This window comes from Nostoc sp. NMS7, from assembly GCF_017115085.1.
In the GTDB taxonomy this organism is placed as follows: Bacteria; Cyanobacteriota; Cyanobacteriia; order Cyanobacteriales; family Nostocaceae; genus Nostoc.
On the sequence record NZ_JABXKJ010000183.1, the window covers coordinates 1 to 26,890 of the forward strand.

17 protein-coding genes and 1 pseudogene are annotated in these 26,890 nt (G+C 40.7%); 11 read left to right on the forward strand and 7 right to left on the reverse strand.

All coding sequences use genetic code 11. The features are described from left to right. Nucleotides 1-84: peptide-methionine (S)-S-oxide reductase (locus HWQ38_RS40545; protein WP_366933331.1), on the reverse strand; the 84-nt coding region annotated here is incomplete at its 3' end. An 831-nt stretch (nucleotides 85-915) separates the two neighbouring features. Here HWQ38_RS40545 and HWQ38_RS20035 point away from each other — a divergent pair. From HWQ38_RS20035 to HWQ38_RS20055, 5 genes and pseudogenes are all read left to right on the forward strand, one after another. Continuing rightward, nucleotides 916-1,107: pseudogene (locus tag HWQ38_RS20035) on the forward strand (FAD-dependent monooxygenase); the annotation flags it as partial. A gap of 172 nt (nucleotides 1,108-1,279) precedes the next feature. Next, the gene (locus HWQ38_RS20040) at nucleotides 1,280-3,025 is read left to right on the forward strand and encodes a ShlB/FhaC/HecB family hemolysin secretion/activation protein (protein ID WP_292796873.1); all 1,746 of its coding nucleotides are present in this window, start codon (nucleotides 1,280-1,282) and stop codon (nucleotides 3,023-3,025) included. 322 nt (nucleotides 3,026-3,347) lie between these two features. Continuing rightward, nucleotides 3,348-4,397, forward strand: coding sequence for a radical SAM protein (locus tag HWQ38_RS20045; protein WP_292796875.1), 1,050 nt, complete (start codon nucleotides 3,348-3,350; stop codon nucleotides 4,395-4,397). Between the two features lie 28 nt (nucleotides 4,398-4,425). Beyond that, nucleotides 4,426-6,927: a filamentous hemagglutinin N-terminal domain-containing protein gene (locus HWQ38_RS20050; protein ID WP_292796876.1), complete on the forward strand. Its 2,502-nt coding sequence runs from the start codon at nucleotides 4,426-4,428 to the stop codon at nucleotides 6,925-6,927. Nucleotides 6,928-6,940: 13 nt separating this feature from the next. After that, nucleotides 6,941-9,433, forward strand: a complete 2,493-nt coding sequence (locus HWQ38_RS20055; protein WP_292796877.1) for a CHAT domain-containing protein — start codon at nucleotides 6,941-6,943, stop codon at nucleotides 9,431-9,433. Nucleotides 9,434-9,791: 358 nt separating this feature from the next. Here the strand turns inward: HWQ38_RS20055 and HWQ38_RS20060 are convergent, their stop codons facing one another. From HWQ38_RS20060 to HWQ38_RS20070, 3 genes are all read right to left on the reverse strand, one after another. Beyond that, a complete protein-coding gene (locus HWQ38_RS20060; protein ID WP_292796879.1) occupies nucleotides 9,792-10,817 on the reverse strand; it encodes a hypothetical protein in 1,026 nt (341 codons plus the stop codon). 95 nt (nucleotides 10,818-10,912) lie between these two features. Continuing rightward, the gene (locus HWQ38_RS20065; protein WP_292796881.1) at nucleotides 10,913-12,799 is read right to left on the reverse strand and encodes a tetratricopeptide repeat protein; all 1,887 of its coding nucleotides are present in this window, start codon (nucleotides 12,797-12,799) and stop codon (nucleotides 10,913-10,915) included. Beyond that, a complete protein-coding gene (locus HWQ38_RS20070; RefSeq protein ID WP_292796883.1) occupies nucleotides 12,796-14,226 on the reverse strand; it encodes an NB-ARC domain-containing protein in 1,431 nt (476 codons plus the stop codon). Before HWQ38_RS20070 ends, HWQ38_RS20065 begins: the two co-directional genes overlap by 4 nt. Before the next feature lie 899 nt (nucleotides 14,227-15,125). On the opposite strand from HWQ38_RS20070, the gene HWQ38_RS20075 reads away from it, so the two are divergent. From HWQ38_RS20075 to HWQ38_RS20085, 3 genes are all read left to right on the forward strand, one after another. Then, nucleotides 15,126-15,407: a hypothetical protein gene (locus HWQ38_RS20075; protein WP_292796885.1), complete on the forward strand. Its 282-nt coding sequence runs from the start codon at nucleotides 15,126-15,128 to the stop codon at nucleotides 15,405-15,407. Then, entirely contained in the window at nucleotides 15,404-16,789 is a 1,386-nt protein-coding gene (locus HWQ38_RS20080; protein WP_366933330.1) for a hypothetical protein, read from the forward strand. The genes HWQ38_RS20075 and HWQ38_RS20080 overlap by 4 nt, the downstream gene beginning before the upstream one ends. 342 nt (nucleotides 16,790-17,131) lie before the next feature. Further along, nucleotides 17,132-20,572: a plasmid replication protein, CyRepA1 family gene (locus HWQ38_RS20085; RefSeq protein ID WP_292796903.1), complete on the forward strand. Its 3,441-nt coding sequence runs from the start codon at nucleotides 17,132-17,134 to the stop codon at nucleotides 20,570-20,572. A 121-nt stretch (nucleotides 20,573-20,693) separates the two neighbouring features. Here the strand turns inward: HWQ38_RS20085 and HWQ38_RS20090 are convergent, their stop codons facing one another. From HWQ38_RS20090 to HWQ38_RS20100, 3 genes are all read right to left on the reverse strand, one after another. Then, nucleotides 20,694-21,623: a tyrosine-type recombinase/integrase gene (locus tag HWQ38_RS20090; protein WP_292796887.1), complete on the reverse strand. Its 930-nt coding sequence runs from the start codon at nucleotides 21,621-21,623 to the stop codon at nucleotides 20,694-20,696. 596 nt (nucleotides 21,624-22,219) lie between these two features. Continuing rightward, entirely contained in the window at nucleotides 22,220-24,346 is a 2,127-nt protein-coding gene (locus HWQ38_RS20095) for an AAA family ATPase (protein ID WP_292796889.1), read from the reverse strand. Nucleotides 24,347-24,578: 232 nt separating this feature from the next. Then, a complete protein-coding gene (locus HWQ38_RS20100) occupies nucleotides 24,579-24,971 on the reverse strand; it encodes a hypothetical protein (RefSeq protein ID WP_292796891.1) in 393 nt (130 codons plus the stop codon). Between the two features lie 506 nt (nucleotides 24,972-25,477). On the opposite strand from HWQ38_RS20100, the gene HWQ38_RS20105 reads away from it, so the two are divergent. From HWQ38_RS20105 to HWQ38_RS20115, 3 genes are all read left to right on the forward strand, one after another. Next, nucleotides 25,478-25,768, forward strand: a complete 291-nt coding sequence (locus HWQ38_RS20105) for a hypothetical protein (RefSeq protein ID WP_292796894.1) — start codon at nucleotides 25,478-25,480, stop codon at nucleotides 25,766-25,768. Nucleotides 25,769-25,928: 160 nt separating this feature from the next. Beyond that, the gene (locus HWQ38_RS20110; protein ID WP_292796896.1) at nucleotides 25,929-26,399 is read left to right on the forward strand and encodes a hypothetical protein; all 471 of its coding nucleotides are present in this window, start codon (nucleotides 25,929-25,931) and stop codon (nucleotides 26,397-26,399) included. 2 nt (nucleotides 26,400-26,401) lie between these two features. After that, nucleotides 26,402-26,740, forward strand: coding sequence for a hypothetical protein (locus tag HWQ38_RS20115; RefSeq protein ID WP_292796899.1), 339 nt, complete (start codon nucleotides 26,402-26,404; stop codon nucleotides 26,738-26,740). Nucleotides 26,741-26,890: the final 150 nt, after the last annotated feature.

Consider the following 26,890-nt stretch of genomic DNA (forward strand, 5'->3'; position numbering starts at 1 on the left):
TCCTTTTACTTGACGAAATGCTGCTTCAACTCCCCAGAAACAGCCTGCTCCAAATGTCGCTTTTTGTAAATTAGCGTTTTGCATATCTTTGACAACTATTTTGTGATAATTCTAAATAAAAATCATCAAATCAGATAGATACTTGAGAAGGAAATATTTTCTCAAAGCTGCCTGATTTATTTTAATTATTAGAATTACAGATTATCCTGATACGAGTATGGTATAAAACTGAATATTATCTAAGAATTGGAAAAAATAGTGAAATCTAAAATTAATATACTGCTACCGCAGGGCAGAATTAAAAATGAATGCAGCATAAGCGTTTCATGGTTACTGAGCTTGCCGTGAAGCCTGCGGCATAGCTACGCTTAAGGCGTAGCCTCTCCAAGAGTTGTATTTTTATGTACCTTTCTAGAGAAATACTGTTGCAGTGAATTTACTGAAATGAGAAAAGTAGACCCTTGGATTTGCATTACTGGGATAATTGCTTTAGCTTCTGAGGGATAATTATCATCTACTATTCATGTTGTTTTTATACACGTTAAGCCATCAGTTCAATAAGGTGATTACCTACACCGACCGTAGGTCAAGGCTTTACGCCTACCCCCAGCAAATATTCCAAAGTTAATGCAAAGAGAAGGTAGAAGCTTTGAGTAAAAATACTTCGACGAGTGCGTAGATACCAATCATTACTCACGAAATAGGAGTGTGGGTAATACGGTTCGCTTCCCGGGGAAGGGGAAGCGATTATGGAAAAACCTGTGAGCAATTGAGTTTTTTAATCAACAATTTTACAAAACTTTTTATTTACTGATATAAAAATATATGATATTGGTATTATGGTATTACACTAATACACTGTTTGAAGTTACCTGTCAGATTTAGTCTGGTGTTTACTCGGCTTTCTTTTGTTTTATGGAAATATATGATGTTGTAATTGTTGGTGCTGGACCCATTGGATTAGCAACTGCTATTGGCTTACGCAAGCGTGGTATTGAAAACGTTCAAGTCATCGCTCAAACTCGCACCTTTCGTCAGGTTGGTCATGGGTTGGATCTTCTCCCCAATAGATTAAAAGCTCTCAAATGTTTAGATTCTAACGCTTACTCAGAGGACAATAAAACTAGCGTTAGGTTCTTTAATCCCCAACAATTTCATGATGATCAAACTGTCAAAACGACTCAGGAACAAAAACCTGCAAAGAGCTAGTATAAGAGATCGGCTTGAATACACATAGTCAAATTCCTGTCAACGTGTAAGTCAAATAAGTTCTTTGTTAATGACCAATAAGCTCCCTAGAAATATTACGGCTATGGGACTAATAGTGCTGCTTAACGGTGTTACTTCAAAACCATTAAAAGCACAAGTTCCAGCCCGTTCTCCAACAATTCCTCAAGTTATCCCCAGAGATATCCAACCGCCTTCGACTACCCCACAAGCAACACCACAACCACAGCAAGTCCCCCCACCAGAACTGTTTCCACCCTCTAACTCCACTCCTAATCCTGAAGAACAGTTTCCTGAGACAATTAGAGAAAGTTTCATTATTAAAAGATTTGAAGTTGTTGGTAGTACTGTATTCAGTCAAGAAGAGTTAGCTAAAGTTATTAAAGAATTCACTAATCACCCGATCACACTCAATGAACTATATCTGGCTCGAAAGAAAATTACTGACCTCTACACCAGCAAAGGCTACATTAGGTGTGGTGCTTATATTCCACCTCAAAAAATCCAGTCAGGTATCGCCAAAATTCAGGTAGTTGAAACTAAACTCAGCGATATAGAGATTCTAGGTACACAACACCTAAACAAGAGTTATATTCGTAGTCGCATCGCATCAGGAAATAATGGGCCTCTCAATCAACAGATTTTGCTGAGGTCATTACAACTATTGAAGCTGAATCCTTTGATTAAAAACTTATCTGCTAGTTTGCAAGCTGGGAATCTTCCTAATGAAACTAAGCTGGTCGTAGAGGTTGTAGAGGCGAAAACTTTTAGCACCCAAATAATTCTAGACAATGCGCGATCGCCTAGTGTTGGTAGTTTCCAACGCCGATTACAAGTCAATGTTGCTAACTTGTCAGGACTGGGAGATGGTTTAAGCGTCGGTTACAGCAATACTGATGCTAGTAACTTCAAATACATTGGTTATACATTACCCCTTAATCCCCAAAACGGAACACTCTCTTTTAACTATGGAACTGCCGAGAGCAGTGTTATTGAACGTCCTTTCAACACCTTAAATATTAAATCGGCTTCCTGTTACTATGAACTTACATTTCGTCAACCAATAGTCCAATCCCCTACGGAAGAATTTACTTTGGGTTTAACTGCCTCTCGACGAGAAAGCGAAGCTAATTATGATCCGCTAGGAGAACGAGTTCCTTTTCCTCAACTGGGATCTGATGACCAAGGACGCACTCTTATATCAGCATTGCGATTTTTTCAAGAATGGACTGCCCGTGACAGCACTCAAGTCCTAGAAGTGCGATCGCAATTTAACTTGGGGCTAGGTGCATTTAACGCTACAGTTAATCAAGATGCTCCTGATAGCCGCTTTTTCTCCTGGCTCTTACAAGCACAATGGGTGAAGTTGTTGGCTCCTGATACTCTATTGTTACTTCGTTTCAATACTCAATTAGCAACTAGAGGGCTTGTGCCTCTGGAGCAGTTTGGTGTGGGTGGAATTGAAAGTGTACGTGGCTATCGTCAAGATTTACTATTGGCTGATAATGGCGCTTTTGCTTCAGCCGAGGTGCAAGTCCCAGTACTGAACGTACCCAATATAAATGGCATATTGCAACTTATTCCATTTTCTGATTTTGGTGTTGCCTGGAACAATTCTTCTGCAAACAAACTAGACTATAATACCCTCGCTTCTGTTGGTCTGGGGTTACGATGGTCACAAGGCGGGAACTTCACCGCTCGTTTTGACTGGGGTATTCCTTTAGTAGGAGTTGACCAGCCAGAAAGAACGTGGCAGGAAAATGGGTTATACTTTTATGTGCAGTACAATCCTTTTTGATTTTCATCTGCTAGCTATATTTTTCCTATCTTAGTTAGATTAAATAAGTATTTTTGATTGTTTGAATAAGAATTGATTTAATTTCAGAAATTCATAAAAACCTTAGTTAAAGTTCGTGATAAATCTGTATATTAAATTTTATAAATAATTTTTATACCCAGAATTTTAATTAGTTCAATACTGATACACTAGCTCAAGTATCCCATCCAATTGCTAGAATGAATCTACTTAAGTAAAACAATATTGAACAGTGAGTATTTACTAAATATCAAAAACTCAGCCTTTGTATTGATTGCTAACCTTAAAGTATTAACTGTTGAGTATGACAAATCATTTCTCTACTTACAAACCCCCTTACACTTTACATGAAAAGCTGAATAGGTTTGGTGAAATCCTAAATGCTAGCGCTACTGTAGCCTCGCATTTGATGCTGCAAACTCGAACGAAATTTGCTGCTTCTGTGGAAATAACTGATCGCTGCAATGCTGGATGTCATTATTGTTATGTTTATCCTTCTGAATGGAGCCAGAAGCAACGAATACAAGGGTATATGCAATTATCACCAGAGGAGCATCGCATCAAAGAGAGACAAGTTTTTGAGACGTTAGAACAGCTTAAGAAACAAGGCTTTGTTCACATTACCCTTGTTGGTGGAGAAACAGCATTAGCACCAAAAGCAATACAGCGAGCTGCTGAATTATTTCCTGTGGTTTGGGTTGTGACAAATGGTACCGCTAAAGTTCAAAATCTTCCTCGATCGGCAGTAGTATTTGTGAGTATTGATGGACTTCCAGATTACCATAATCGCTCAAGAGATCCTCTAGGTTTTTTTGCTAAGAACCATTATGGTGGTATAAATGGGATGGCTGCGGTAATTGTCCGAAATATTAATGAATCAGAGCGAGGAGCTTATGTACATATAACGTTAACACGGCAATCAATGCAAGACTTTCCTGATGCTGTTGACTGGCTTATTAGAGATGTTAAAAAGCTCCGAGGTATTATTGTTTCTGGTGTTGCCACAAAATCCAAAGCTGATCCCGTTACCTTGCAGCTTCAGGATAGACAAATACTTAAGCAAATGATTGCAGCTTGTGCAGATAAGTATGGATGGGAACTATTTCCGTTTAATCAACCTCAAGTCAACGAGTTTTTATTTGACGAGAAACATACCATTAATAACCCATCTTCTTGTTCTGTAGCAAAACGGGTTGAAAGTTTAAATTTTGAAGGTAAGAGTGTGGGGAAATGTGTTTTGCGGGATGAAACACTTTGTGAAACTTGTGTGTGTAACATTACTGGATTAGCACGAGGAATCGATAGTTTTGATATACCGACTATTTTAGGAGTTCTCTCGGCTTCTTTTGGATGAATTACTGATTACCCCCTCCACTAGTCTTATGTTAAGAAAACTGATTTTTTACTCCCTTTGGAGAATTGGTGGAATAGCTCTAAACTGTCTAATTACCAGCAGCGCTGCCTTAGCACAAATTGTTCCAGATGCTACATTAGGATCTGAAAGTTCTGTTGTTACACGCAGTGCTGGTAGTGTTGATACAATTTCTGGTGGAGCAACGCGGGGAGCAAATTTGTTCCACAGCTTTCAAAAATTTTCTATTTTTACCGGACATACGGCTTACTTCAATAACAGCTTCAGCATTCAAAATATAATTACTCGCGTTACAGGTGGAGCCGTTTCTAATATTGACGGCTTAATTAAAGCCAATGGTACAGCTAACTTATTTCTGATTAATCCCAACGGCTTTGTTTTTGGTTCTAATGCCAAAATTAATATTGGTAGCTCATTTTTGGCAACTACAGCTAATAGCATTAAGTTTGGTGATGGCACTTTCTTTAGTGCTACTGCTCCACAATATCCGCCTTTGCTGACAATAAATATACCCATTGAACTGGAGTTCGGGAATAATCCGGGGACAATACAAATACAAGGCGCAGGACATAGCTTAGTAAATCCAATATTTTCACCAATTACAGGACTTAATAACTTAACTGGACTACAGGTACAACCTGAAAAAACCCTAGCACTAGTGGGGGGCGATATAACCTTAGATGGTGGCATTCTGACAGCATCAGGTGGACAGATTGAATTGGGTGGTGTTGGTAATGGGGTAGTCAGCCTTAGTCCCACTACCGATGGATGGAGTTTGAGCTATCAAGCTGTGCAGGATTTTAAAAATATTGAGCTATCTCATCAAGCTTTAGTAAATACTAGCGGCGCTCCCGGTGGCTCTATTCAAGTGCAGGGGCAGAAAATTAGTGTAAATAATGGCTCGGCAATTTTGATTCAAAATCAAGGTAAGCAAGTATCGGGAGGAATTAATGTAAATGCTTCTGACTCGCTAGAAGTGAACGGCACGTCACTGTATGGAAAGATTGCTAGCACTCTGTTAACTGAAAGCTTAAACAATGGAGATGGAGGAGAGATAACGGTTTCAGCGAAAAAAGTTATTGTTCAAGACGGAGGACAAATACTCCCCAGAACCTTCGGTTTCGGAACAGGTGGCAATTTAACTGTCAATGCCTCTGACGAGGTGCAAGTAATTGGGTTTTCACCTGCATACCCCAATCTTTTCAGCAACATCAGTGCTGCAACTTTTGGCTCTGGAAATGCGGGAAATCTTACCATTACCACGAGTAATTTAACTGGTATAAATGGGATTCAGATCGGGTCTGCGACTTTTGGCAGAGGCTTTGGAGGAGATGTAAAAGTAAACGCTACTGATATTATCCTAAGCGGAGTTATACCTGGTCTATTCACTCCAAGTACGATCAATGCTGCGACTTTCAAAAATGGTAATGCTGGTCAAGTAATAATCAATTCATCTCGGTTACGGCTTGAGAATGGAGGAGCAGTAGCTTCTTCCACTACTGCCTCTGGTAATGCTGGGAGCGTTACTGTCAATGCCTCTGACTCCGTAGTAATTGATGGTATAGGACGAGGTTCAATAACTCCTAGTCTAGTAGATTCATCAGCAATTGTTCTAGCTCAACCCTTGCAACAGCAACTCCGAATTCCCTCAGTACCAAGTGGAAACTCTGGAGACGTAACAATTAACACCCAGAGTTTAAGCATTAGCAATGGCGGTCTAGTCAACGTTCAAAATAACGGTTCCGGTAATGCTGGAACCGTTAATATCAGAGCTAACAGAATCAGAATTACCGATAATGGAGGCATTAATGCAACTACTGGTATCGGGCAAGGAGGAAATATATTTCTTAATTCCAAAAACTTACAATTAAATAATGCTACTATCTCTGCAACTGCTGGTCAGCAGAATACTAATGGTAATGGTGGGAATATAACTATTAATACAGATATCCTAGCTGCTTTAGGAAACAGTAGGATCACAGCTAATGCTTACAAGGGACGCGGTGGTAACGTTCAGATTAATGCTAAAGGATTTTTTGCTTCTCGTAATAGCCAGTTTACAGCCAGTTCCCAATTAGGAATTAATGGCACTGTTCAATTTAACATTTCAAACGATGATATTGTACCTAGCAAAACAGTGTCAGAAACAATTCAACTAGCTCCTGAAATTACTTCAGCTTGCCAAGGAGGTGCAGGTACAACAGCCAGCAAATTTGTGATTATTGGAACTGGTAGCACACCACGTAATTTGGCAACCCAAGCATCTAATAATAGTGGATGGCACGCTAATTCGGCTACATTTACGGCTGATAACAATTTAGAAAAACCAAGCTTGCAAAACTTGAAAATTCAACCAATTGTAGAAGCACAATCAGTTTTGATAGAACCATCAGGAGAAGTCAATTTATTAACGTCTCCCAATCAAGTAGCTGCTGTTGCTTCAGCATCGTCTGATAGTTCTTGTTTTACTACAGGTTCTAAATCAACTCCTGTCTCAACATTCTTTCCCTAAGCTGGAGCGATAAGTGAAAATTACTAGACGCAGATATTTATTTTGCGGTATTGTAGGTTTGATCATGGCAGTCGGCAAACCATCCCGACTCATCGCTCAAAGTGGCAACCAAATCACGCAAAAAGCGGAATTATTGACTGAAAGAGGACATGAGCTATTAAATCAAGGTCAATATTTGTTAGCTCTTGAAGCTTGGAAAGATGCTACGGAGATTTATCGTCAACTCAAATTAGATGAAGGCGTTGCTGGGAATTTAATTAACCAGAATCTGGCTCTACAAGGGTTAGGTTTATACCTCAATGCCTGCGACGTACTGTTATCAGCTTTGAAAATAGATAAATCGAATTATTCTCCAACCTTTTATCCGACTAGAAATAATAGTAAAAAAGCGCTCTCTACAGTAATTCATCGAGTAAAACCCACGAGAGTAAATTTATTGGGATTACTAAACTTGGGAGATGTTTTACGTTTAATGGGACAGTTAGATGAATCAGAAATAGTTTTAAAAGAAACGTTGTCACTGACTCAACAGGTAATACCCAATCAAGATATTAGTTCAATTTTCCTCTCACTGGGAAATACTAAACAGTCAATGTATGAGCGTTCGTACATCCAATACAAGTGGATAGAAGAAGTAATTTATAAAAAAGAAACTGTTGCTAAGATGCAGCGAGATGCACTTTTATCACTTGAGTATTACCAACAAGTGAATAACCTCGCAAAAGCTCCAATCGGAGTAAAATTGCAAGCTCAAATATCCAGTTTGAGGTTATTGTTGGATTTTGATAAATGGCTGAAAACAGCGCCAGAAATAAATCAGAGATTTCCGGCTACTAAAACCCATATTAATCAACAGATTCAACCTTTAATAGACTCAATCATCAAAAACTCTTTCTCCTTTGATGAATTACCTGTTAGCCAATCTGCTTATGCCAAGCTAAACTTCGCTGATAGTCTAAGTAAAACTTCAAACAAACAATTACAGTCTGTAGCTATACAGTATGTAAAGTCTGCATTACAAGCTGCCCAAAGGATTAACAACCAACTTTTACAATCATTCTGTTGGGGGACTTTAGGCAAATTAAACCCAGAAAAATCACAAGCATACTTTAAGCAAGCTCTATTGTTTGCTCAATCAATTCAGGCATGGGATGTCGCATACCAATGGCAGCAGCAGTTGGGTGATTTATACAGTCAACAAGGAAAATCTCAAGAAGCTTCCGGTTTTTACGAGGCAGCTATTAGTAACTTAACCCAAGTTCGTGCCAACCTTTTAGGTAGTAATCCAGATACTCAGTTCTTTTTTTATGAAAAAGTGGAGCCTGTGTATCGTAATTATATGCGATTGTTATTAGCCGATTCTCGCTCAAACATAAAAAAAGTAATTCAAATAAATGAAGAATTTAAAACAACAGAGTTAGAGAATTATCTTCAATGTGGCAAGCTTGATATCATCCCTTTAAATGAATTCAAAAACTTGCAAACCCCTCCAACAGTAGTTCATATCATTGATTTAGACAACACTGTAGAAGTAATTGTCCAACTCTCTGACGGCTCCCTTAAACACCATTCTGTTGACTCAAACATAGTTAAAGCTAGCGTCGATAATCTGTTAGAAATATTACAATCTTCTAGACTAGCTTCTATTAATAAGAATTTAATTATTTCGCCTTCTCAAGCACTTTATGACTTGCTAATTGTACCTATAAAGACATACTTACCTCCATCAGGCACGTTAGTGCTTACTTTAGATACATCTTTCCAAAGCTTACCAATAGGTTTACTTCATGACGGCAAAGATTATTTACTCAAGCAGTACAGCATTGCTCAAACTTTAGGTTCTAGGATTAGACCACCTAAATTTTTACCCAAGGAACAGTTAAGAGCTTTAATTGCCGGACTCTCTAAAATTAGTCCCAGCTTTAACGCTCTAAATGCTCCCGAAGGCTTAAAAGCATTACTGAAAGTTAAAGAGGAGGTAGAAGATGTTAAAAAACAAACTACTTATTCAAAAGTTTTGTTAAATGAAAAATTTACTAGCGAGGCGCTTGAGCAACAGTTAAGTACAAATGACTTTTCCATTCTTCATCTAACTACTCATGCTCAATTTAGTTCTGATGCCCAGAGAACAATGTTTTTTACTTGGAACAAACCAATTACTGTACTAGAGTTTGATAACTTGCTAAAATTAAACGCTCAAACCAATAAAAATGGAATTGAACTATTGGTTTTAAGTGCCTGTCAAACCGCTAAGGGTAATAAGAGATCAGCATTGGGAATTGCTGGTGTGGCAGCACAAGCAGGTGCGAGAAGTACAGTGGCAACTTTATGGAAGGTAGATGCTGACTCCACCGCTTTACTTATGGAAGAGTTTTACAGAAACTTGAAGTCCGGGACTCCCAAAGCAGAAGCATTACGTCAAGCACAATTAAATTTAATGGCAAATTCTAAGTACAGCCACCCTTATTTTTGGGCTTCGTTCTTGCTTGTTGGTGGATGGCTGTGAAATTTGATCCAATGACAACCATAAGTTGGTTCTTGGCAACTTTTGGTGATCCTGGTTGGGGTAAGGCATCTATGCTGACGGCAGAGGGCAGAAGGAAGAGGAAGGAAAAATTCCCATAATTGAAGCTCTGCTTGGATTATAGAACATCTGCATCACAAGAAAGCCGTAAGCGATCGCAAGAATGAAGTCACAAATCCCACGCCCGGATAAGAAAACGTTTTAAACCCTTCTGCCCTCTGCAAGAACTGCCTTCTGCCTTAAAGCGCGTAACCTTTCATCATCACCAAAATCTGACAAGAACCCATAAGTTGTCCAAAATTTTTACAATTATAATGTTGGCAATTGGCAATGCCAACTTTTACCTATTGTGCCATTCTACCAACTTTAGTCCTTGTTGCACTTTAGCTAATTCATCTGAATTCCTAGTGCGTTTCGCCAATTCATTTGCCACTTGATAATTGCGAAGCGCTTCATTTGGCAACCATGCTTCTAGATATCGATCTGCCAGTACTCGGTAAAGAGTGGGGTTTTGACTTCCTGCTGCCACTCGTGCTTTCAGCGTCTCAATCGATTCATTCAAAAGGCTTTTGGACATAAATACAGCATCTAAATCTAAAAAAGCGGCTTCGTCTGGAGGCAACTTTAATTCATTGATCTGCTTTACCTTGTATGCAATTTCTTTTTGGTCTTTTTCTGGTAAAACACTGATTACTAAAGGCTCGGAACTAATCATAGAACCTTCCTTGTTGGCAATAACAGTAATTTTGTAGGTGTTACCAAGTTGCAATTCTCTTTGCTCTTTCGGATATCCTAATGTAGTCGTTTTCTTATCTACTGTTGCTTCCCAATAAAATTCATAACCCTTTACAATTACTGTGTAATTAGTAGCGTTCGAGACAGCACTCCAAGATATTTGAGGTCGGATACTTAACATTGAACTCCCACAAGGGTTTGTCAGAATTGGTGCTTCTTTCTCCTCACCTGCCCCTTTAGGGTTATAGCAATTACTCGGATTTAATCCCGTACATAGCTCCGCTATCTCTTGCGGCACTGTACACGTATCTGGCTCCTTAAACACGGTACTATGCTTCAAGTATACAAAATTTCCATTTAAATAGCACAAAACCTTGACTGTAGCTCCCTTAGCTGGATTAATTCTATCTCCTTGGCACAGTCGGCTTCCACTTCGCAAATATAGATCGCCTGAGCTAGAGACTCTACCTATAAAGTTGCGACACCCACTGTTTACTACTGCTACTGATTGAGTCCGACTTCCTGCGCTACTAATATCTGATAAAAGTAGTATTGATGGTAATATCGATACAAGCGCTGCAACTTGAAACTTGGAAACTTTTTTCTTCTTATGGTTGAGTAAAAACTGCATTAAAAGTTTTTATATACTTACTTGCCTTTTATTAGCATACATAAGTTTGATAACGAAACAAATAGCTAGAGTCTATAACTTTCCCACAATGCACTCTATGGAGAGATTTTTGAGTTCTTGGTGAGGCGGTCTAAGAATTCCTGTCTCCAGTTGAAAACATCTTGCTGAGTAGTCCTAGCAAGCATACAGATTTCCCATGAAAGTCTGGCATCCTCAATTTTACCTAGAGCTTCTTGCACCTGAGCCAGCAAGCAGACAGCATCTATTCTCTTGCTGTCTAAATCACTTGCTTTTTGTAAATATTTCTCTGCCTCGTTATACTGATTTTGCATGAACTTTGCCCAACCCAAATTTTTATATAAAGCAGCTTGTAGTTTTGGGTCTTCAGCCAAGCGCAATCCTTCAAGCGCTAATGCACTAGCCTGGGTATAGTCTTCTTTGAGATTTCTGAGGCGCGATAAATCATTGAGCGCAGGCACTGCTTTTTTATTAATTCTAATTGCTATTTTATATTGTTCTTGAGCTAAATCCTCTTTTCCTTCTTGATCATAAAAACTTCCTAACCTATAATATCCCTCCCAGTCATTAGGCTTTAATTTCAAAATCTGCTGATAATTATCTAAGGCACAAGCGACTTCTCCAAGCTGCCAACAAACTACAGCTAAACTATTATAAGCATTTATATCTTTATCATTATATTTAAGGGCGAACTCATAATATTTTTTCGCTAGTTTGAAGTCGTTAAAATGACGAGCAGCTTGCTCTAAGTAAAACTGGGAAACAGAAAGTTTAAGTTGGGAATTATATTCTATAGCTTGGTTAAAATAATTTTGTGCAGTTTGTGAATCATTTGCTAATTCTGATTTTTTACCTTGTAGTACTAAATTATTAGCCATTACTGGTAGAAATACTTTGAAACCTCCAAAAAACCCTAAAACAATTAATGTAACTAATAAACTAAATAAAGTTTTTTTAGACTTAATTAATCTATTGAGTTTGCTTTGCAAAGGAAGGCTTTTTAACCTCTGCAAAATTACTTGAGTATTTTGTGGGCGTTGCCCTGGGAAGGGAGCCATCAAATCATCAATAAAATCAGCCAGAAATTTATCGATATGAGGTGCTTTATTCCTCCAAAGTAGCCTCCCTGTTTTTTCGTCGCTTTTAATTTGAATTAAAGGAATACCAGTAACTAAGTTAACAAAAGTTCTGCCTAATGCGTAAAAGTCTGACTGTGGTACAGCTTGCCCATTAATTTGCTCTAAAGGGGAGAAACAAGCTGTCCGAACGATAGTTATGTCATGCCCACTACCTAATCCTGTGCTGGTTCCTCCACTAGTACTAACTTTCGCTAAGTAGGTTCTAGTAATATCTCTTGCGCCACCAAAATCAATAAGTGCTAATTTGCCGTTGGGTTGAAAAATAATGTTATTTGGCTTAATATCTCTATGAAACACACCAGAGCGGTGAACTAAATCAAGAATATCCATTAATTGTGAAAGCCAATCAAGTGCTAGACTTTGAGGAATTTTTCCATAAGATTTTATCCACTTCCCTAAGTCCTCTCCTTCAAACTTCTGCATTACTAAGCAATGCAATTCTAAACGATTGTCATTCAGCCTCCAAGCAAAATAATCTCCTCTATTAGACTTAGGAATTCCAGGATGGTCAAGAATTTGCAATAAAATTGATTCTCGTCGAAGCAGTTCAACTAATTTAGGCTCGTCTATCCATTTTAAGATTTTCATCACTTTTCTTTGAGGATGTGGATAGGATTCTGTGCTATCATCCTCATCCTCGACAATACCAACGTCTTCAACCTCAAAAATATCTGTATAAGTATATGGATCTTTATCTAAAGAACGTAACGGATGTAACAAACGAAAACGTTTGTTTATTAATAAGGGATTCCCGCAAGCTAAACAATTTTCAATATCATCAGGATTGTGACGCTGAGTACAAAGAGGATTTATACAGTAGCTCACATTCGCTCCTGAACGGAATTACTTGTTTGTGATGCACTTGTCTTATCGTACACCAAGCCGAGTGCATCGACCAAAATATACTTCTTAACTACTGGTTCCAAACTATAACAAATTTCCTGTTTACTTGATTTTCTACTAGTTTCAATTAATGAACGTTCATCTAAGGCTTCCATTGCTGTTATTACTTCAGAAACTGACACTTTTAAACCTAATCGTTCTTTTAATCCACTAACAAGCTTAAAAAAAGGAATTGGAGTTGAATCTTTTGATAGCTCTTCTGCTAAAAAAATCATGATTTTTTTTTGGAGATCGCTTAAAAAGCCAGCTTGCCCAAATTGCATATTAAGCATTACTTTAAGTCTAGGGCCAATTACCGTAGTTTCATAATCAAAGAATTTTTGAACATTCCCTCCAAAAATGCGGTTAATTCGTTCAGCAACTGTATCTAACTCTGATGGATTTCCGCGATAATTTTCAATTAATTGTATACATCCGTCCCCAAATAATCCTTTATCACGTAGCATTTGCATTGCAGCATTTGAGTCTAAGCCTTCCAACCGTAAAGATTCAATAGGCAAACTTTGAGTTACGTAAGCAATATCCTTTAAAGGCACTTGACTCGTTACTAATATGCAGCTTTTATGACGACCTTTTGTAATTCCAACAAAAAAGTCTTCATATTCTAATCTTCTTTTAAAACTCTCTACTTGTGCCACTTTTTCAAAACCATCTAATACTAGTAAACAACGATGCAGATGAAAATGTTTTGATAGCAAAGAAATTTTTCCTAGCAGAGTTTCTTCCTCTGCTTCTAGGTCAAAAATACTAATTAATTCAGTGACTATTTCATCAATGGAGGAATAACGAGTAACTGTATTCCAAACTATGTATTCATATGCATCTGATTTATCTAAAAGTATTTCTTCGATTACTTTCGCTACCAATAGACTTTTACCTATTCCTCCTATTCCAGTTATGGCTATGCAAGATTTTTTAGAAAAATTAATTTGCTTTTTCAAATCAATAATTTCTTTTTTTCTACCATAAAAAAACGCTGCTTTGGGCAGATCTCCATATATTCTTGTCTTGCCCACTAGACAATCATCATCCAGCCTAGATGCTTCCAGCTTTATACAATACTCTTTTGCTACTTTAAGCAAAATATTTTTTAAAGTTATTTTTTTTACCTGCACCCCATTACCGATAACTTTTGAAAGTGTTGTCCATAACTGTGGTCCAACTTCCTGCTGCAAATAATACCCACTGTATCCAGAATCACTTGCTATTTCCTTATAGTCTTTACCATGCCAAGACCCTTCAATTACAATCCTTTCAGCTTTAGTCAAACGTTTTCCAGTATAACTAAGAACTTGAGCTTCTAGTATGTCAACTACTGTTCTTATGTCTAAATTTTGACTTGAGTTCATGCTTGAGCCGTAATCCCACTACAAACAATACTGTATTTGATCTTACTTATGACCAATCTTGTCAACCCCTATTCCCTTTACAATTATTAACTTAGAGTAGGGATTACAATCTGCCCTTCAAGTTATAAGATTTAAAATGTTACATGGCTTAAATAGCAATAGATACCTGTGAATACATTGTCACGGTTATAGGTTAGCTATTTTAAAGCTGAAATTGACCAATCCCCTACCAGCAACTACCTTCCATAGGTAGCTAGACTTACTGAAAAAACCGATCATCAGGTCTAATTGTAACATCTGGCGCAGGTTTACTTAAGTTAAAACCCTCGCCCGGATAGGAGGCTTGGCACAAACATCACAAGTGTGGAGAACTGAAAAGTGAAAAGTAAAAATCTCACAGAACAACAGATGACCAAAACTTCTGTAAGATCAGGTTATTACCTACGTAAAGTGAAAATAGAGGTGAATATACAACAATACCTGCATTTAACGCACAAAGCGCCACTAAGGAGTAGCGCTTTGTGCGTGCTTTAAATTTCATATCGATTTAGAGCGGGGTTGATCTCGAAGGAACAAAATAAGTTGTCGTTGAAGTTTGGCGACCAAGACGACTACTAAATTTGTCTGAGAGTATAATCCGCGCTGCCAGATCCATTATAGGATCTGCCGCTTGGAAAGTCCATTCCTTGCGGTGTGTTTTGGCTGTCGAAATTCATAAATTTCTGTAAAGTTAAGTTTAATTAAGAAAAATCTCGAATTTCGTAGCAAAAAGCAGGAGCAGCGCGAATAACAGTTACCAGTTATCAGTTGGAATTCACAGTCCTTGATTAGATAACTGTTGACTGTTAACTGATGCAACCCCCTCTGAGTTTGTCAACCAACAACCAGGGGCGAATATTGTGAGAAATAACAAAAATTCCCAGAGCGCCGTGTTAGAGCGCATGGGGTCGGATAGTGCGATCAGCAACGCTTGGCGTTTTGCCATCGCACATCAGTTGTGCGCTGTAGTAGAGGGTAATTTCCGGAGTATCCTCTTTAGAGCGAAAATTGTCAGACTTTTGATCAACTTTGGCTTCGTGCTGCTTTTTGGAGTGGAACTAGCTTTTGGTGTGCATTCGTTGTTGACACTAGTTGTGCGCCACACCAGTAGTGCGTGGTGGCTAGCAAAGGGGTACAAATGATGCTGACACAAGATAGAGAAACCTTAGGAGCAGTTGATTACGCCAATCTTAACAGCAGTATCCAGGAAACCTTCGCTGCCATAGACCGATTCGAGTGGCAAGCAATAGAAGAACTCTCAGTAATGAGAGACAACTGTTATTACAAAGACGCTGGACACAAGAGCTTTGAAGACTATTGCGAAAACGAGTTGACCAAACATGGTGGATATCGCCGGGTCAGAGATTTGCTTTCTGCCAAAAAAGTAGTTGATACTCTACCTATTGAACTGAGGGCGCATATTACCAAACCTTCTCAGACTCGTTTCCTACTCCGACTGGTCAAAACTCCCGATAAGTTACAGGAAGTCGTAGCGATCGCAGCCAAAGAAAAACCTTTCCCCACTGCCGCAGATTTCGCTCAAGCAGTACAACTTGTCGCACAAACAACTAAAGACACCACAAAAAGCGAAAAAAGTCAAACGCAATTGTGTAATTCTGTCACTGTTTCATCACAATCGCATCCGCGCTATGGCGAAGAAGGAGTAATTGAGGCAGACGCACCGAATAATTCGCAGCAGATTGTCACCTTCTCTGATGGTGAAAGGCTGCTAGTAAACAATGCTGATTTGGATGCCGCAATTGTGTCACCAGACCGGACTTATCCGAAAGAATACACCGAAGCGATCACGGCACTTAAAGAGCAACATAAGCTTGAGCTAGAGCGACTCTCTCAGGAATTGAGGATTGGACTACAAGCAGAGGTTAATGCTAGAGCCGAAGCCCAAGTCAGTGAGCAAATCCAATCCTTGCAAAACCTGTACAGGCAACAGAAGGAGGAAAATATCCAGTTGCAGCAGCGCTTAGACGAGATGGAATCGCTACGGCAGCTCTCAACTGAAAACCAGCAGCTAAAAGAGCGCATTCGGGATTTGGAAAACGCCTTTGAGCCACATCAATTACAAGACTGGGGTAATACTTACACCAAACAAGGGGCTAAAGCATTAAACAAGAAGGTTCAGCAAGCTCTGGAGAAGACAATTGATTTGAGAACTTTGGCAGCCGAACCACCCAAAGAAAATGCGACTGAATGTCTGCGCCTCATGGGTATGGCTTTGAAAAACCTAAGCGTTGCTATGAACAATACCCAAGCTCTTGAGGCGGCGGCGATAATTTTGGGTACTAGTCCCACACAGTCCGCGATCGCAACAAGGACGGAGCAATTACAGATGCTACCTGTGGCTATTAGGGAAATTAGGCAAGTACTTGCACGTATTGAGTTTACATGGCTTGACTTTTGGGCTGTGGCTGAGAAATACGAGGTGATAAAACTTGACTACTGGGCTGAACTTACTACCCATGAAACTGATTTAATCACACAAGCCCGAAAAAACAGTGAACAGTAAACAGTGACAACTGATGACTGATGACTGATAACCAAGCCCCGTTGGGGCGGGGTGTAGGGTATAGGGAAGAGATAGCCCCAACAACCGGCATCGTCACTTGCCCCGTTTTTTACTCCCGATTCATTGGTCTGGGTTTCAGAGCTACGGTCAATGCTGTATCCGCTACATCCTTCTTCTTGACTGATGACTGCGGCATAGGTGCTGCAAGTCGCCCAGATTGTCATAGAAAAATTTCGGAAAAAAGTGAATACAACAACTTATATTGCACTTAACGGTGGTAACAAAGAGCCATTCGAGCCTAAACCAGATTGCAAGGTATCAGTTGAGCAGAGCGAACACCCAATTGAATACCCAAACAATCTCAAGGCTGCCGAATACCATGAGCTAACAGTTGGTAGTGCCATTCATCCAGCGCTGATTGAGAGCAGTTTCTTCCACATTGAAGGGGAAACAATCTACGACTATCTGTTCATCTCCAACAAAATCCCTCGCAAAAATGCAGGTCGAGTCACGGATGCATACATAAGGCAATATCAGCATCTATTATTGGGGGGAATATGGATTCAATCTCTTGACCCCTTCAACAATTGGCAGCCAATGGAGTGGGGGCGGATTAAGCCTAACTTCCCCCGCATTGATTGGGAAAAAGGCAAGCCAGTTAAGTACGAGTCACCCCCCAAAACTCCCAACCGCGTTACCTACTTCGATATTCGCAACTGTATTTGGGACAAAGTTGCAAAACGTTATTTAATTAAGCGCTATCATTCAGTTTTGGCGCTGCGCTTACTGGATAAACTCAATCCGCTAATATTTTGGGAGTGGGTAAAGCAGCACCCAGAGATTCCAATTATTTTATGCGAAGGGGAAAAAAAGGCAGCTTGCTTGCTGAGTCTGGGGTTTGTAGCGATCGCACTTCCTGGAATTTGGAACGGGCGCGTGGGCAAACAAGATTTTGATGAACGATTACATCCTGACTTAGTACCGATGGCTCTCTCTGGGCGCAAGTTCATTATATTATTTGATTACGAAACAAAAGCTAAAACCAGGTGGTCGGTGTTTCAAGCTACTGTTCGCACTGCAAAAGCAATCGAATCGGCTGGTTGCTTATGTGAAGTTGCATTACTGCCGGGGACAGAAAAAGGCGTTGATGATTTTGTAGTTGGTCGCGGTGTTGATGCCAATGCCCTGCTGACTGCAATTATAGACGATGCTAAATCACTTGCTGATTACAAGCGCTCGTATCGGGCTAAAAAATGGGGGTTAAGCAAGTACCAGCCGGATGTAACTGTTAATGTCAAGTATCTCTCTGAGGCTTTGTGCATCCCTGAACTTGAAGAAAAATGCAAGCTTTTGCCCGAGCTTTATGATCTTGAAAAGGAACAACTTTTCACGCCATCTATTAAAGGACATCAAAGAAAGAAGGAGTCTACGGATTCTGGCGGAGTTGATTCATCCAAATCGAAGAAATCCCCTACCTTCAATTTCCCAAAATCAGGACTAGTCGTACTCTGGAGCGATATGGGCACTGGTAAAACCCAACTCATGCGCTGGTGGCGTGACCAAAACCCCGACGCGCGGTTCCTCAACAATGGGCATCGGGTTAACTTGTTGAAAAATCTTGCCCAACGCTTGCAGACAGCCATGTACTCCGACTTGGGTTACACAGGTTTAGCCCAGGCTCAAGCCCTTAGTATTACTATTGACAGCTTGCATAAGCTGAATACTCAGTCTCTCACTTACGGCTGCATATTTATAGATGAAGCCTGCCAATACCTCACCCACCTACTACACAGTAATACTTGCAAACAGCACCGTGCAGCTATCTTGGAGGTACTGGAATATATAGTATACAACGCGCCACTGGTCGTCATCGCTGATGCACACATGGATGATTTAACGGTAGACTTCTTTCTTGCAATGCGACCAAAAGAGGAAGTCCCGTACATTATCAAAAACGAGTGGCGAAACGGTTCACGCACAATTTATTGGTACGAGGGGGATAATGAGAGCGCCCTAGTCGCCCAAATCTCGGCAGCGCTGATGCTTGGTGAGAAAGTCATGGTTGCAAGTGACAGTAAGCGTTTTATTAAAAAACTCGACAAATCCTTTACTATCAAGTACGAAGAATCTAACTCCGAAAAATCACATACACCAAAAAAATGGCGTATCTGGTCTGTTCACTCTGACAATTCTGGCAGTGATGAAAATGTCGCTTTCATCAAAGATATCACCAACGCCGTCAAAAACTTTGATGCCTTGTTCACCTCTCCCAGTCTCGGTACTGGTGTCGATATTTCCCAGTATCATTTTGACTTAGTATTTGGTGTGTTTCACGGCGTTTCCCAAACTGCTACTGAGTGCGCCCAACAACTGTACCGCTATCGCCCGAAAGTCCCGTTTCATATTTGGGTGGCCCCGCGTCCTCCCTTTGGTTACAAGGATACAAACGCATCCAAAATTAAAGAGCGCTTGCTCCAAACCAATGAAATGACAGCTTTTCTGTTGCGGATTGACCGTCAAACAGGCAAACGCGGAGCCGAGAAAGATTGGGCGCTTGAGGCTTATTGCCAAATTATGGCTAACCGCCACTATTCTCTTAATAATCTGCGTGATGATTTGCGATCGCTCCTCACCGAAATGGGTAATACATTTATATGTGTGGGCAGTGATGATGATGACCAAGCAAGAGAAAGTCTAAAAGCAGCAGCACAAGCTTTGGATCGTGCCCACAATTCTCATGTTGCCAAGGCTAAGAATATTACTTTGAGTGAGTACCGCGCCCGTCAGAGCAAAGATTACCTTGACCCTAATGAAATTTTTGAATGTGAAAAGAAACGCATTTCTGATTCTTACGGCATCGAAGTAACCGAATCACTCGTAGAAATGGATAAAGGTGGTCGCTTAATTAGAGCAATTGCTGGACTTGAGGCCATTTTAGCCCCGCCCGAAGAATCGTTTACTGACCCCAAAACTGGGCAAAGTTATCCTACCCCACCAACAATTGTCACCCAAAAAGACCGCACCGAGCGCGACAATCTACCTTTGTGCATCGACTGGGGCAATTACTCCGCACGCTGGCTGGCTAGATTTAACCTGGGACTGCATCAAATTCTCTCAAGTTTAATGAAGGGTGAAGAAGTTACCGGAGACGATTCCACCTTACTCAAGATGACGGCGATCGCTAAAAACTGTGCTGCTCACGTCAAAGCAATTCTTGGGTTTACTATTCCCCTAGACTGTAAACCTATTTGGTTGCTGGCGACTTTACTAGAGCAGCTGGGGCTAAAGCTGACTTTCCGCAAGCAAGGTAAACGGGGGCAACAGGTAAAACTTTTCTCTTTATCTAAAGAGGAATTAGAATTTGCTCAAGAGGTGATTGCTCATCGTCAAACGAAGCGTAATCAAAAAGAAAATCGAACCTATTACGCTGCTCAAACCCCTGCTGCGTATAGTGCAAACCCCAATCAGCAGGCCGTATCCATCCCCCCCCTTGATGCTATAGGGAACTCCCATTGCCAAGGGGAGGATACTACCGAATTTGAGTCGCCTCCGACCGATCGCATTACCCTACTTCATTGCGTGGAAATGCTACGCTCTGGTATCAAGCAGGGGGTGGACGCGATTAAGGGTATCCTCAAGCGATGGACTGGGGATTTGCGCTGGGAGACGGTGCTGGAACTTGAAGCGATCGCGGCAAATGAACTGCGACTTGTGGAATCTCAAGTTCCTGAATTTTATGAATGGCTATCGGTTGAAGTGTTGCCTATGGAGGGGGCTGGCTAGGGAAAAATCTCTTTAGCATTTGAAAGCAGTTTTTCTGCTTAGTTTCCAATAGCAATTGATGCCACTGGTTCTTATTTGTGCTGCATTCTCACTGGTTCAAATCTTAGAGTTTGTGTAAATGTCAAAGATCCATCAAGTTCAAAGCGCTACTGTCATTGGGTCTAGCCTTGAGATAGCGATCGGTGATGGCTAAATTGGCATGACCCAAAGTTTCTTTCACCAGTACCGGATTAGTCCCGCGCTCAATAGCGTGAGAACCGTGGGCATGACGTAACCAGTGAGCCGAAACCAGTTCGCTTAATCCGGCTTCGAGTGCAATTGCTTTGACAATCGGGTGTAAGTTTTGACGGTCTAAATGTCCCCCTTTTTGACTTGGAAACACTGCTTGATTGGAGTGAGCCGAAGCTTTGAACTCCATTAATTCCGCCCAAAGCTTTGGCTTGATGAGAATTGTCCGATTTTTGCTGCCCTTGGCTTTTCGCACGTACACTTGACCACTCTCACCACGGGGTGTCAAATCTCCCCAAGTCAGATCACAGATTTCACTTGCCCGTAACCCTGCCTGATACAGGAGTTTGATAATTAACAAATTACGTAGGGCTGTGTACTGGCGCTTAGGAGTTTTAGCATCAGTTAAATGCTTAGAAGCTGCTCTTACCAACAATTTAATATCAGCTTCGTCTAAATAGCGTTCGTTGATTACATCCGGCAGTTCACCGAGTTTTAGCGCCATACCCACATTAAAAGGGAGATATCCAATTTTATGAGCGAAACTAATCAAGCTTTTAGCTGCGGCAATATATATCCGTTTTGTACTAAGAGCATTGTCCCCAAAACAACTGGCGTATTCTACCAAATCTTCATAAGTCACTTTTTTGAGGGGCTTGTCCAAAAATTCCAGAAATCGCCTAATGTAGCGTCGGTAAGAGATGATAGATGACTCTGCTTTTCCTTCCAACCACAACCCAATCAACTTCGCCTCCGCCTGCGCTACTGGCAAGGAAGCAAGAGCCTTTCTATGGGCCGTTATGTGGACAAGAGAGAGCGTCATTTTTATTACTCCCTTAATAATCAGACACAAGCGTAGTTTCGTCTGGTTTTATAGTGTCTGATTTTTATTGTCCTTTAAAATGGGCGTTTCAACTCACCCTCAAGCGACTGAAAATTTCTCGATTTTTGCGTATAGTACACCTCTAATACTGAGGAGCGTGACAAACACAATACTGTTATGCAATTGTTCAGCAGGGTATTTATTTTGAAAAACCTAAAAGTAGGTGAAAAAAATAAACTAAAAATGACTTTATAGTTAATAAATGATATAAGAGGTCAAAGAGCGGACTCCAAAGTTTATTTACGCCGCAGTGTACTGCTTTTTAAGCGCTATCACGCCATAAAACTATAGAGTCATTTTTAGTTTATTTTTTGAGAGTGGTTTGATTGCTTTGTGTTTAAGACACTTTTTTTCTAGAACCGCAAACGGGAGCTAGAGAAGTAGTTTCTCAAGAATTGCCAAGGCACTTACCAGTAATGAAATGCCCCGCCGTCGCTTACCAGACAGGGGGCGAAAGCACAGCTAGCTACTTCTTTTCTCACTCTTGATTGAGAGGAACAACCGCAAGCCGGGTGAAATTGTTAAGTTGAACATTTCTAAATTGCAATCGTCGGGTGCAAAAAAGCGCTTTCCAACCGCTGCTGTAATCGCGTATATCGCAGTTGTCCGTCACTAGAACGCAAAGCCTTGGATATCGCTTTCTTGGAACCAACGACAATCGCTAACTGCTTGGCACAAGTTAATGCTGTGTACAACTGTTCACGAGACAACATCATATAAGGCTGCGTATAAATTGGCAGAATTACTACCGGATATTCTGAACCCTGGCTTTGATGAATGGTGAAGCTCCAGGCGAGGGCAATTTGATTTAAGTCTGCTCTGGTCCTAACGACAGTATGCTTACCATACTGTACAGTAACTTCCATCTCTTCAAGATCAATGGCCTTGATAATTCCGAAGTCGCCATTAAAAATTTCGTGATTATAATCATTAGTCAGTTGAATGATCCGATCGCCTTCTCGTAATAAATTCCCGCTCCTGGTAATCTCTACTTTGTCGGGACTGGGCGGATTAATCAACTGCTGCAATACGGTATTGAGGTTACGAGTCCCAAGCAAACCCCGCGACGTGGGGCAAAGCACTTGCACATCCGTAGCTCGATTGTAACCCAGGCGGGGAATCAAGTCTGTAATGATTTCGGATATTGCTTTAACACCATGTTTGGGGTGATGACCGCCGCCGTGCCACAGACACTCAGACACGGGATTATCGGAAATCGGTTCAATTGTGGGAAACTGGCTGAGGTTAATTTGGTGAGCAGCGGTGATAATTGCGCTCTGTTGGGCTTGCCTAAATACCTTGGTCAACCGCACCACCGGAACGTGACCAGAATTAATCAAGTCAGCAAGGACTTGACCAGGACCCACAGAGGGTAACTGGTCAATGTCACCCACTAGCAGTAGTTGGGAACCGTATTGTATCGCCTTTACCAAAGAAGATGCCAGAAACAAATCAAGCATACTAGCTTCTAGCGCGACAATTGCGGTATGGGGTAAAGGGTTTTGATTATCGCGTAAGAAGCCCATTGTCTTTGGGTCAAATTCCAACAAGCAGTGTATCGTCTTGGCTTCGAGTTGTGTGATTTCACTCAGGCGTTGAGCAGCGCGTCCAGTTGGCGCAGCTAAGGCGATAGATTTGCCCATTGCTTTCCACAGAGAGACTATGGTCTGGGTGGTGAAAGTTTTACCGCAACCGGGGCCACCAGTAAGAATCATTACCCTTGAATATGCAGCCATTTCTACCGCTAGCCGTTGCTGTGGTGAAAGTTTGATTTTACGACTCTTGGTGAAGCGCTCAATCCAGGCGCGAACACGAGGCATATCTTGTGCAACTGGTTGGCAAAATCTAGATTGTATTAATTGAGCAAGGTTCTGTTCGGTGTGAAAGTACGTTGGTAGATAACATAGCAGCGTTTGGTCTGAGCTTTTCTCGCGGATTAAGTCATCCTTGAGTGCCATGTCTTTGATAATATCAGCGAGGGCATCTTCTTCGGGTGTGTGATCTGCTGTAGTCAGCAGTTTGATAACATTCTCAATGAGTTTTGGCTGGGGTAAATAGCAATGCCCATCGGCAGCAGCTTCGTTCAAAACATGAATTAAACCAGCACGGTAACGGAACTGACTATCAGGCGCAACTCCTAAATTAAAGGCAATTTTATCAGTTCTCAGAAAACCAATACCGTAGATGTCAGCAGCTAACTGGTAGGGATTGCTGGTGAGAGTAGCGAGTGCTTCATCCAAGTAATGCCTGTAAATTTTGACTGCATAAGTAGTAGAAACGCCATGACTGTGGAGAAATAGCATTAAATAGATGTAAGAGATGTAAGAAAATAAAATAAAAATAAGTTGATAGCTAAATAAAGATATTTTGAATTGAAGCAGAGACTTCATATTTGGGTTATGCCATCGGCGACGGCGACCCGGACGCGAACAATCCCACAAACTATCGAGTTTGCCCCAGTACCAGCGATGAATTGTGTCGCGTACAGTCTGTGGATGCCATTTTAAGTATTGTGCGATATGGTGCACTGTCCATCCAGCGGCTGATAAGCGTAGTACAGTGGCACGACTTTGAGTTCTTGGTGGTATACCTTTTGCTTGAGTGAGTGCTAGTAGGGCTTGATCTTCTATTGGTGACAGGTCAACTTTTAAAGGCGCTGGCATCTTGGTCAGGGGTAAAAATATTTTATTTTATTGTGTACTTCAAGAGTAGCTTGGTTGGATGCGACCGTAGTTAGATATGAGTAATGGAAAAATCACATATTCAATACAAGTACGTCGGAAAAAGCGAATTGCGTTAGCGACGAACGCGAGTGCGTCTCGCAGAGAAGGAGCGTCACTGCGTTAGCGGAGCGGGGCGTTAGCAAGAGTGCGAATTGTTCGGTCATCTGGCAAGTTAGTCAGAAGCATCCAAATGTTTTTTCAAAGTGTAGGGGCAATCAGGAGTTTTGATTCCACTGGCGTAAGGTAATTTATAGGATGCCCAAAGCTGCCACCGTAAAACATCAACTCCAATAGTTGAACTACCGAATTGTACTCGACAGTCTTTATCTGGGTTTTGTATAAGATTTTTGATTATGGTATTTACCGCTTCTATCTTGAGATTATTTGGTATGCCCATTAGTAGTTTTGTAAGCCACTGTTTGATTTGTGGTGACTGTAGCCAGTCTTTGATTTGATCATCAGTAGGAGTTAAGCGATTGACTAATAGCGTGGGATTTTGGTTATCTTTATTAACTTGACTTTTGGGTTGAAAGAGTTGCTGAAAATTAGTATCTGTGTTGGACATAAAGTTGATTGCTTAAAAGAGAATATCTCTATTATAGATAAATTTGATAAATCCGATAATAGCTAATATATTTTAGAAAAATATTAAGATAAATAAATATAATAAAATTATTTATCCTCTGATACTAAATTATAAAGATTTGACTAAGTAATTATGTTATAAATATTAAATAAGTTCCTTATGCAAGTATCAAATAAATACTATGCACCCAATAGAGTTTAAGAAGAAGTGGAAATTAACTTATCAAGAGATGGCGTTCGTATTAGGATACGAAAGTTACGATACTGTCCGAAGCTGGTTCAGGTGTGGAAAGAAGCATCGAAATCCAATGAAGGTTGTTCATACAACTTGCTGGCTTCTGAATGAGAAGTGGGAACGCGAAGGAAAAAAAATAGTTGCTTTTTACCTATAAATATTTCCTAACTGGGTAAAATGTCCCCTTCCCCGCCACGAAAAAGGCGGGTATTTTTATATGTAGTTAGAAGTGACAAGAAGTTCTCAGAATCATGGGGATAGGGGGGAATGCTTGGCAAAATGAAGAACTAACAAGACCAGAAGTTGCAGCGATGTTAAAGCCAAAAGTTTCTGCAAGGCAACTGCAAGCATATTTAAATATCGCTCGGAAGTACTTGCCAGAATTCAAGAAATTCACCAACAAAAAAACAGGTGGTCTAAATGGCATGAGCAAGTTATACAAGTGTCATATTGCTCCCCTTCAAGAAATTCGCTCACTAGCTAGAGAGCATACTTTAGTTGACATAGAGAATGAGTTTCTTCAAAGAGGATCGAAAAAGTAATTTTTATCAAAACAGAATTCAGGAGTCAGTCGCCAGAATTCAGAATTGAATTCTGTGCGACACAACGACCGGCTCAGTGCATCGCTGGTGGATGTTAAGTATGGTGTAAAACCATACTTGATTGATTCTGACTTCTGAATTCTGAATTCTTGATTTTTATATGAAGAAAGGAGCAATTATCTTGGCATCTAATAATTCTGTGCGAAGAACACAATCTCAAGTTCTGGCTAAGGCGTTCGCGGCGATTGGGCGCAAGTATCAGCATCAAATTTACGCGGCAGGTACGGCGACAATCATTGTCATGCAGTCGATGCCCTCTTATGGTTGGGGCTTATTCGATTCGGCTCAGACAGCAATGACTTGTATGTTCGGCGGCGCTGGTGGTATCGGCGCTGGTGGTGCGGCTGCCGCTACCGCCGCCATCAAAGCACTTCCCGCAGTTATCAATGCAACCATCACAGTACTTTTGTTTGTATACTTTGTGGCTTCCGGGCTGAAAGTTGCCAACGGCATTGGTGAAGGGCAGGAAGTAACGCAGATGGTTCAACAACCCGTAGGCGTGTTTTTCATAATCCTGGTGCTTTGGATTGCTCAAAGCATATTATTTAACGGCGTTACAGCCGCTTGCTAGTGATGAGCGAATACAATAAATCGCCCATCAAACGGGTGAATCAGTCACTCGGTCAAAATGCTTCAATCGGCATTTTTACTGGCTTTCAGTTTGCAGTTGCCTTATTTATGTTTGGCGTGGGCTTCATCATAGCGATTATGTTTGGGGCGGGAATAGTTTGGAGTTTATTGGCTGGGGTTTGGTTGAGTGCCACGGTGATAGTTTTATCTGGCAAGCGTCCTTACTTGTTCTGGTCAAGAGTGTTTCCAAGCGTTCCAGTTTTCACTCGTGGTTATGTCAGATATTCTTCGCCCCAAAACAAAAAAAGGGCGGGTGACAAGGGGATGCCTAAGCTATGGTAAAAAGCAGTATTCGTAATCAAAAAATAGTTCCCTTTGAAGACTTTTTAGACTTAGCAACTTTAGTAAAATTAAAAAAGGGGAACTATCAAATTGGAGCTTACTTGTTGAGCAAAAAACAAGTAAGCGACACTAACAACACCCTGCAATTAG

Coding starts and splice junctions, on each gene's coding strand:
- HWQ38_RS20080 (WP_366933330.1), top strand. CDS start 15,404: ATGATGCTGACACAAGATAGAGAAACCTTAGGAGCAGTTGATTACGCC.
- HWQ38_RS20090 (WP_292796887.1), bottom strand. CDS start 21,623: ATGACGCTCTCTCTTGTCCACATAACGGCCCATAGAAAGGCTCTTGCT.
- HWQ38_RS20060 (WP_292796879.1), bottom strand. CDS start 10,817: ATGCAGTTTTTACTCAACCATAAGAAGAAAAAAGTTTCCAAGTTTCAA.
- HWQ38_RS20115 (WP_292796899.1), top strand. CDS start 26,402: ATGAGCGAATACAATAAATCGCCCATCAAACGGGTGAATCAGTCACTC.
- HWQ38_RS20105 (WP_292796894.1), top strand. CDS start 25,478: ATGGGGATAGGGGGGAATGCTTGGCAAAATGAAGAACTAACAAGACCA.
- HWQ38_RS20040 (WP_292796873.1), top strand. CDS start 1,280: ATGACCAATAAGCTCCCTAGAAATATTACGGCTATGGGACTAATAGTG.
- HWQ38_RS20045 (WP_292796875.1), top strand. CDS start 3,348: ATGACAAATCATTTCTCTACTTACAAACCCCCTTACACTTTACATGAA.
- HWQ38_RS20070 (WP_292796883.1), bottom strand. CDS start 14,226: ATGAACTCAAGTCAAAATTTAGACATAAGAACAGTAGTTGACATACTA.
- HWQ38_RS20050 (WP_292796876.1), top strand. CDS start 4,426: ATGTTAAGAAAACTGATTTTTTACTCCCTTTGGAGAATTGGTGGAATA.
- HWQ38_RS20100 (WP_292796891.1), bottom strand. CDS start 24,971: ATGTCCAACACAGATACTAATTTTCAGCAACTCTTTCAACCCAAAAGT.
- HWQ38_RS20095 (WP_292796889.1), bottom strand. CDS start 24,346: ATGCCAGCGCCTTTAAAAGTTGACCTGTCACCAATAGAAGATCAAGCC.
- HWQ38_RS20110 (WP_292796896.1), top strand. CDS start 25,929: ATGAAGAAAGGAGCAATTATCTTGGCATCTAATAATTCTGTGCGAAGA.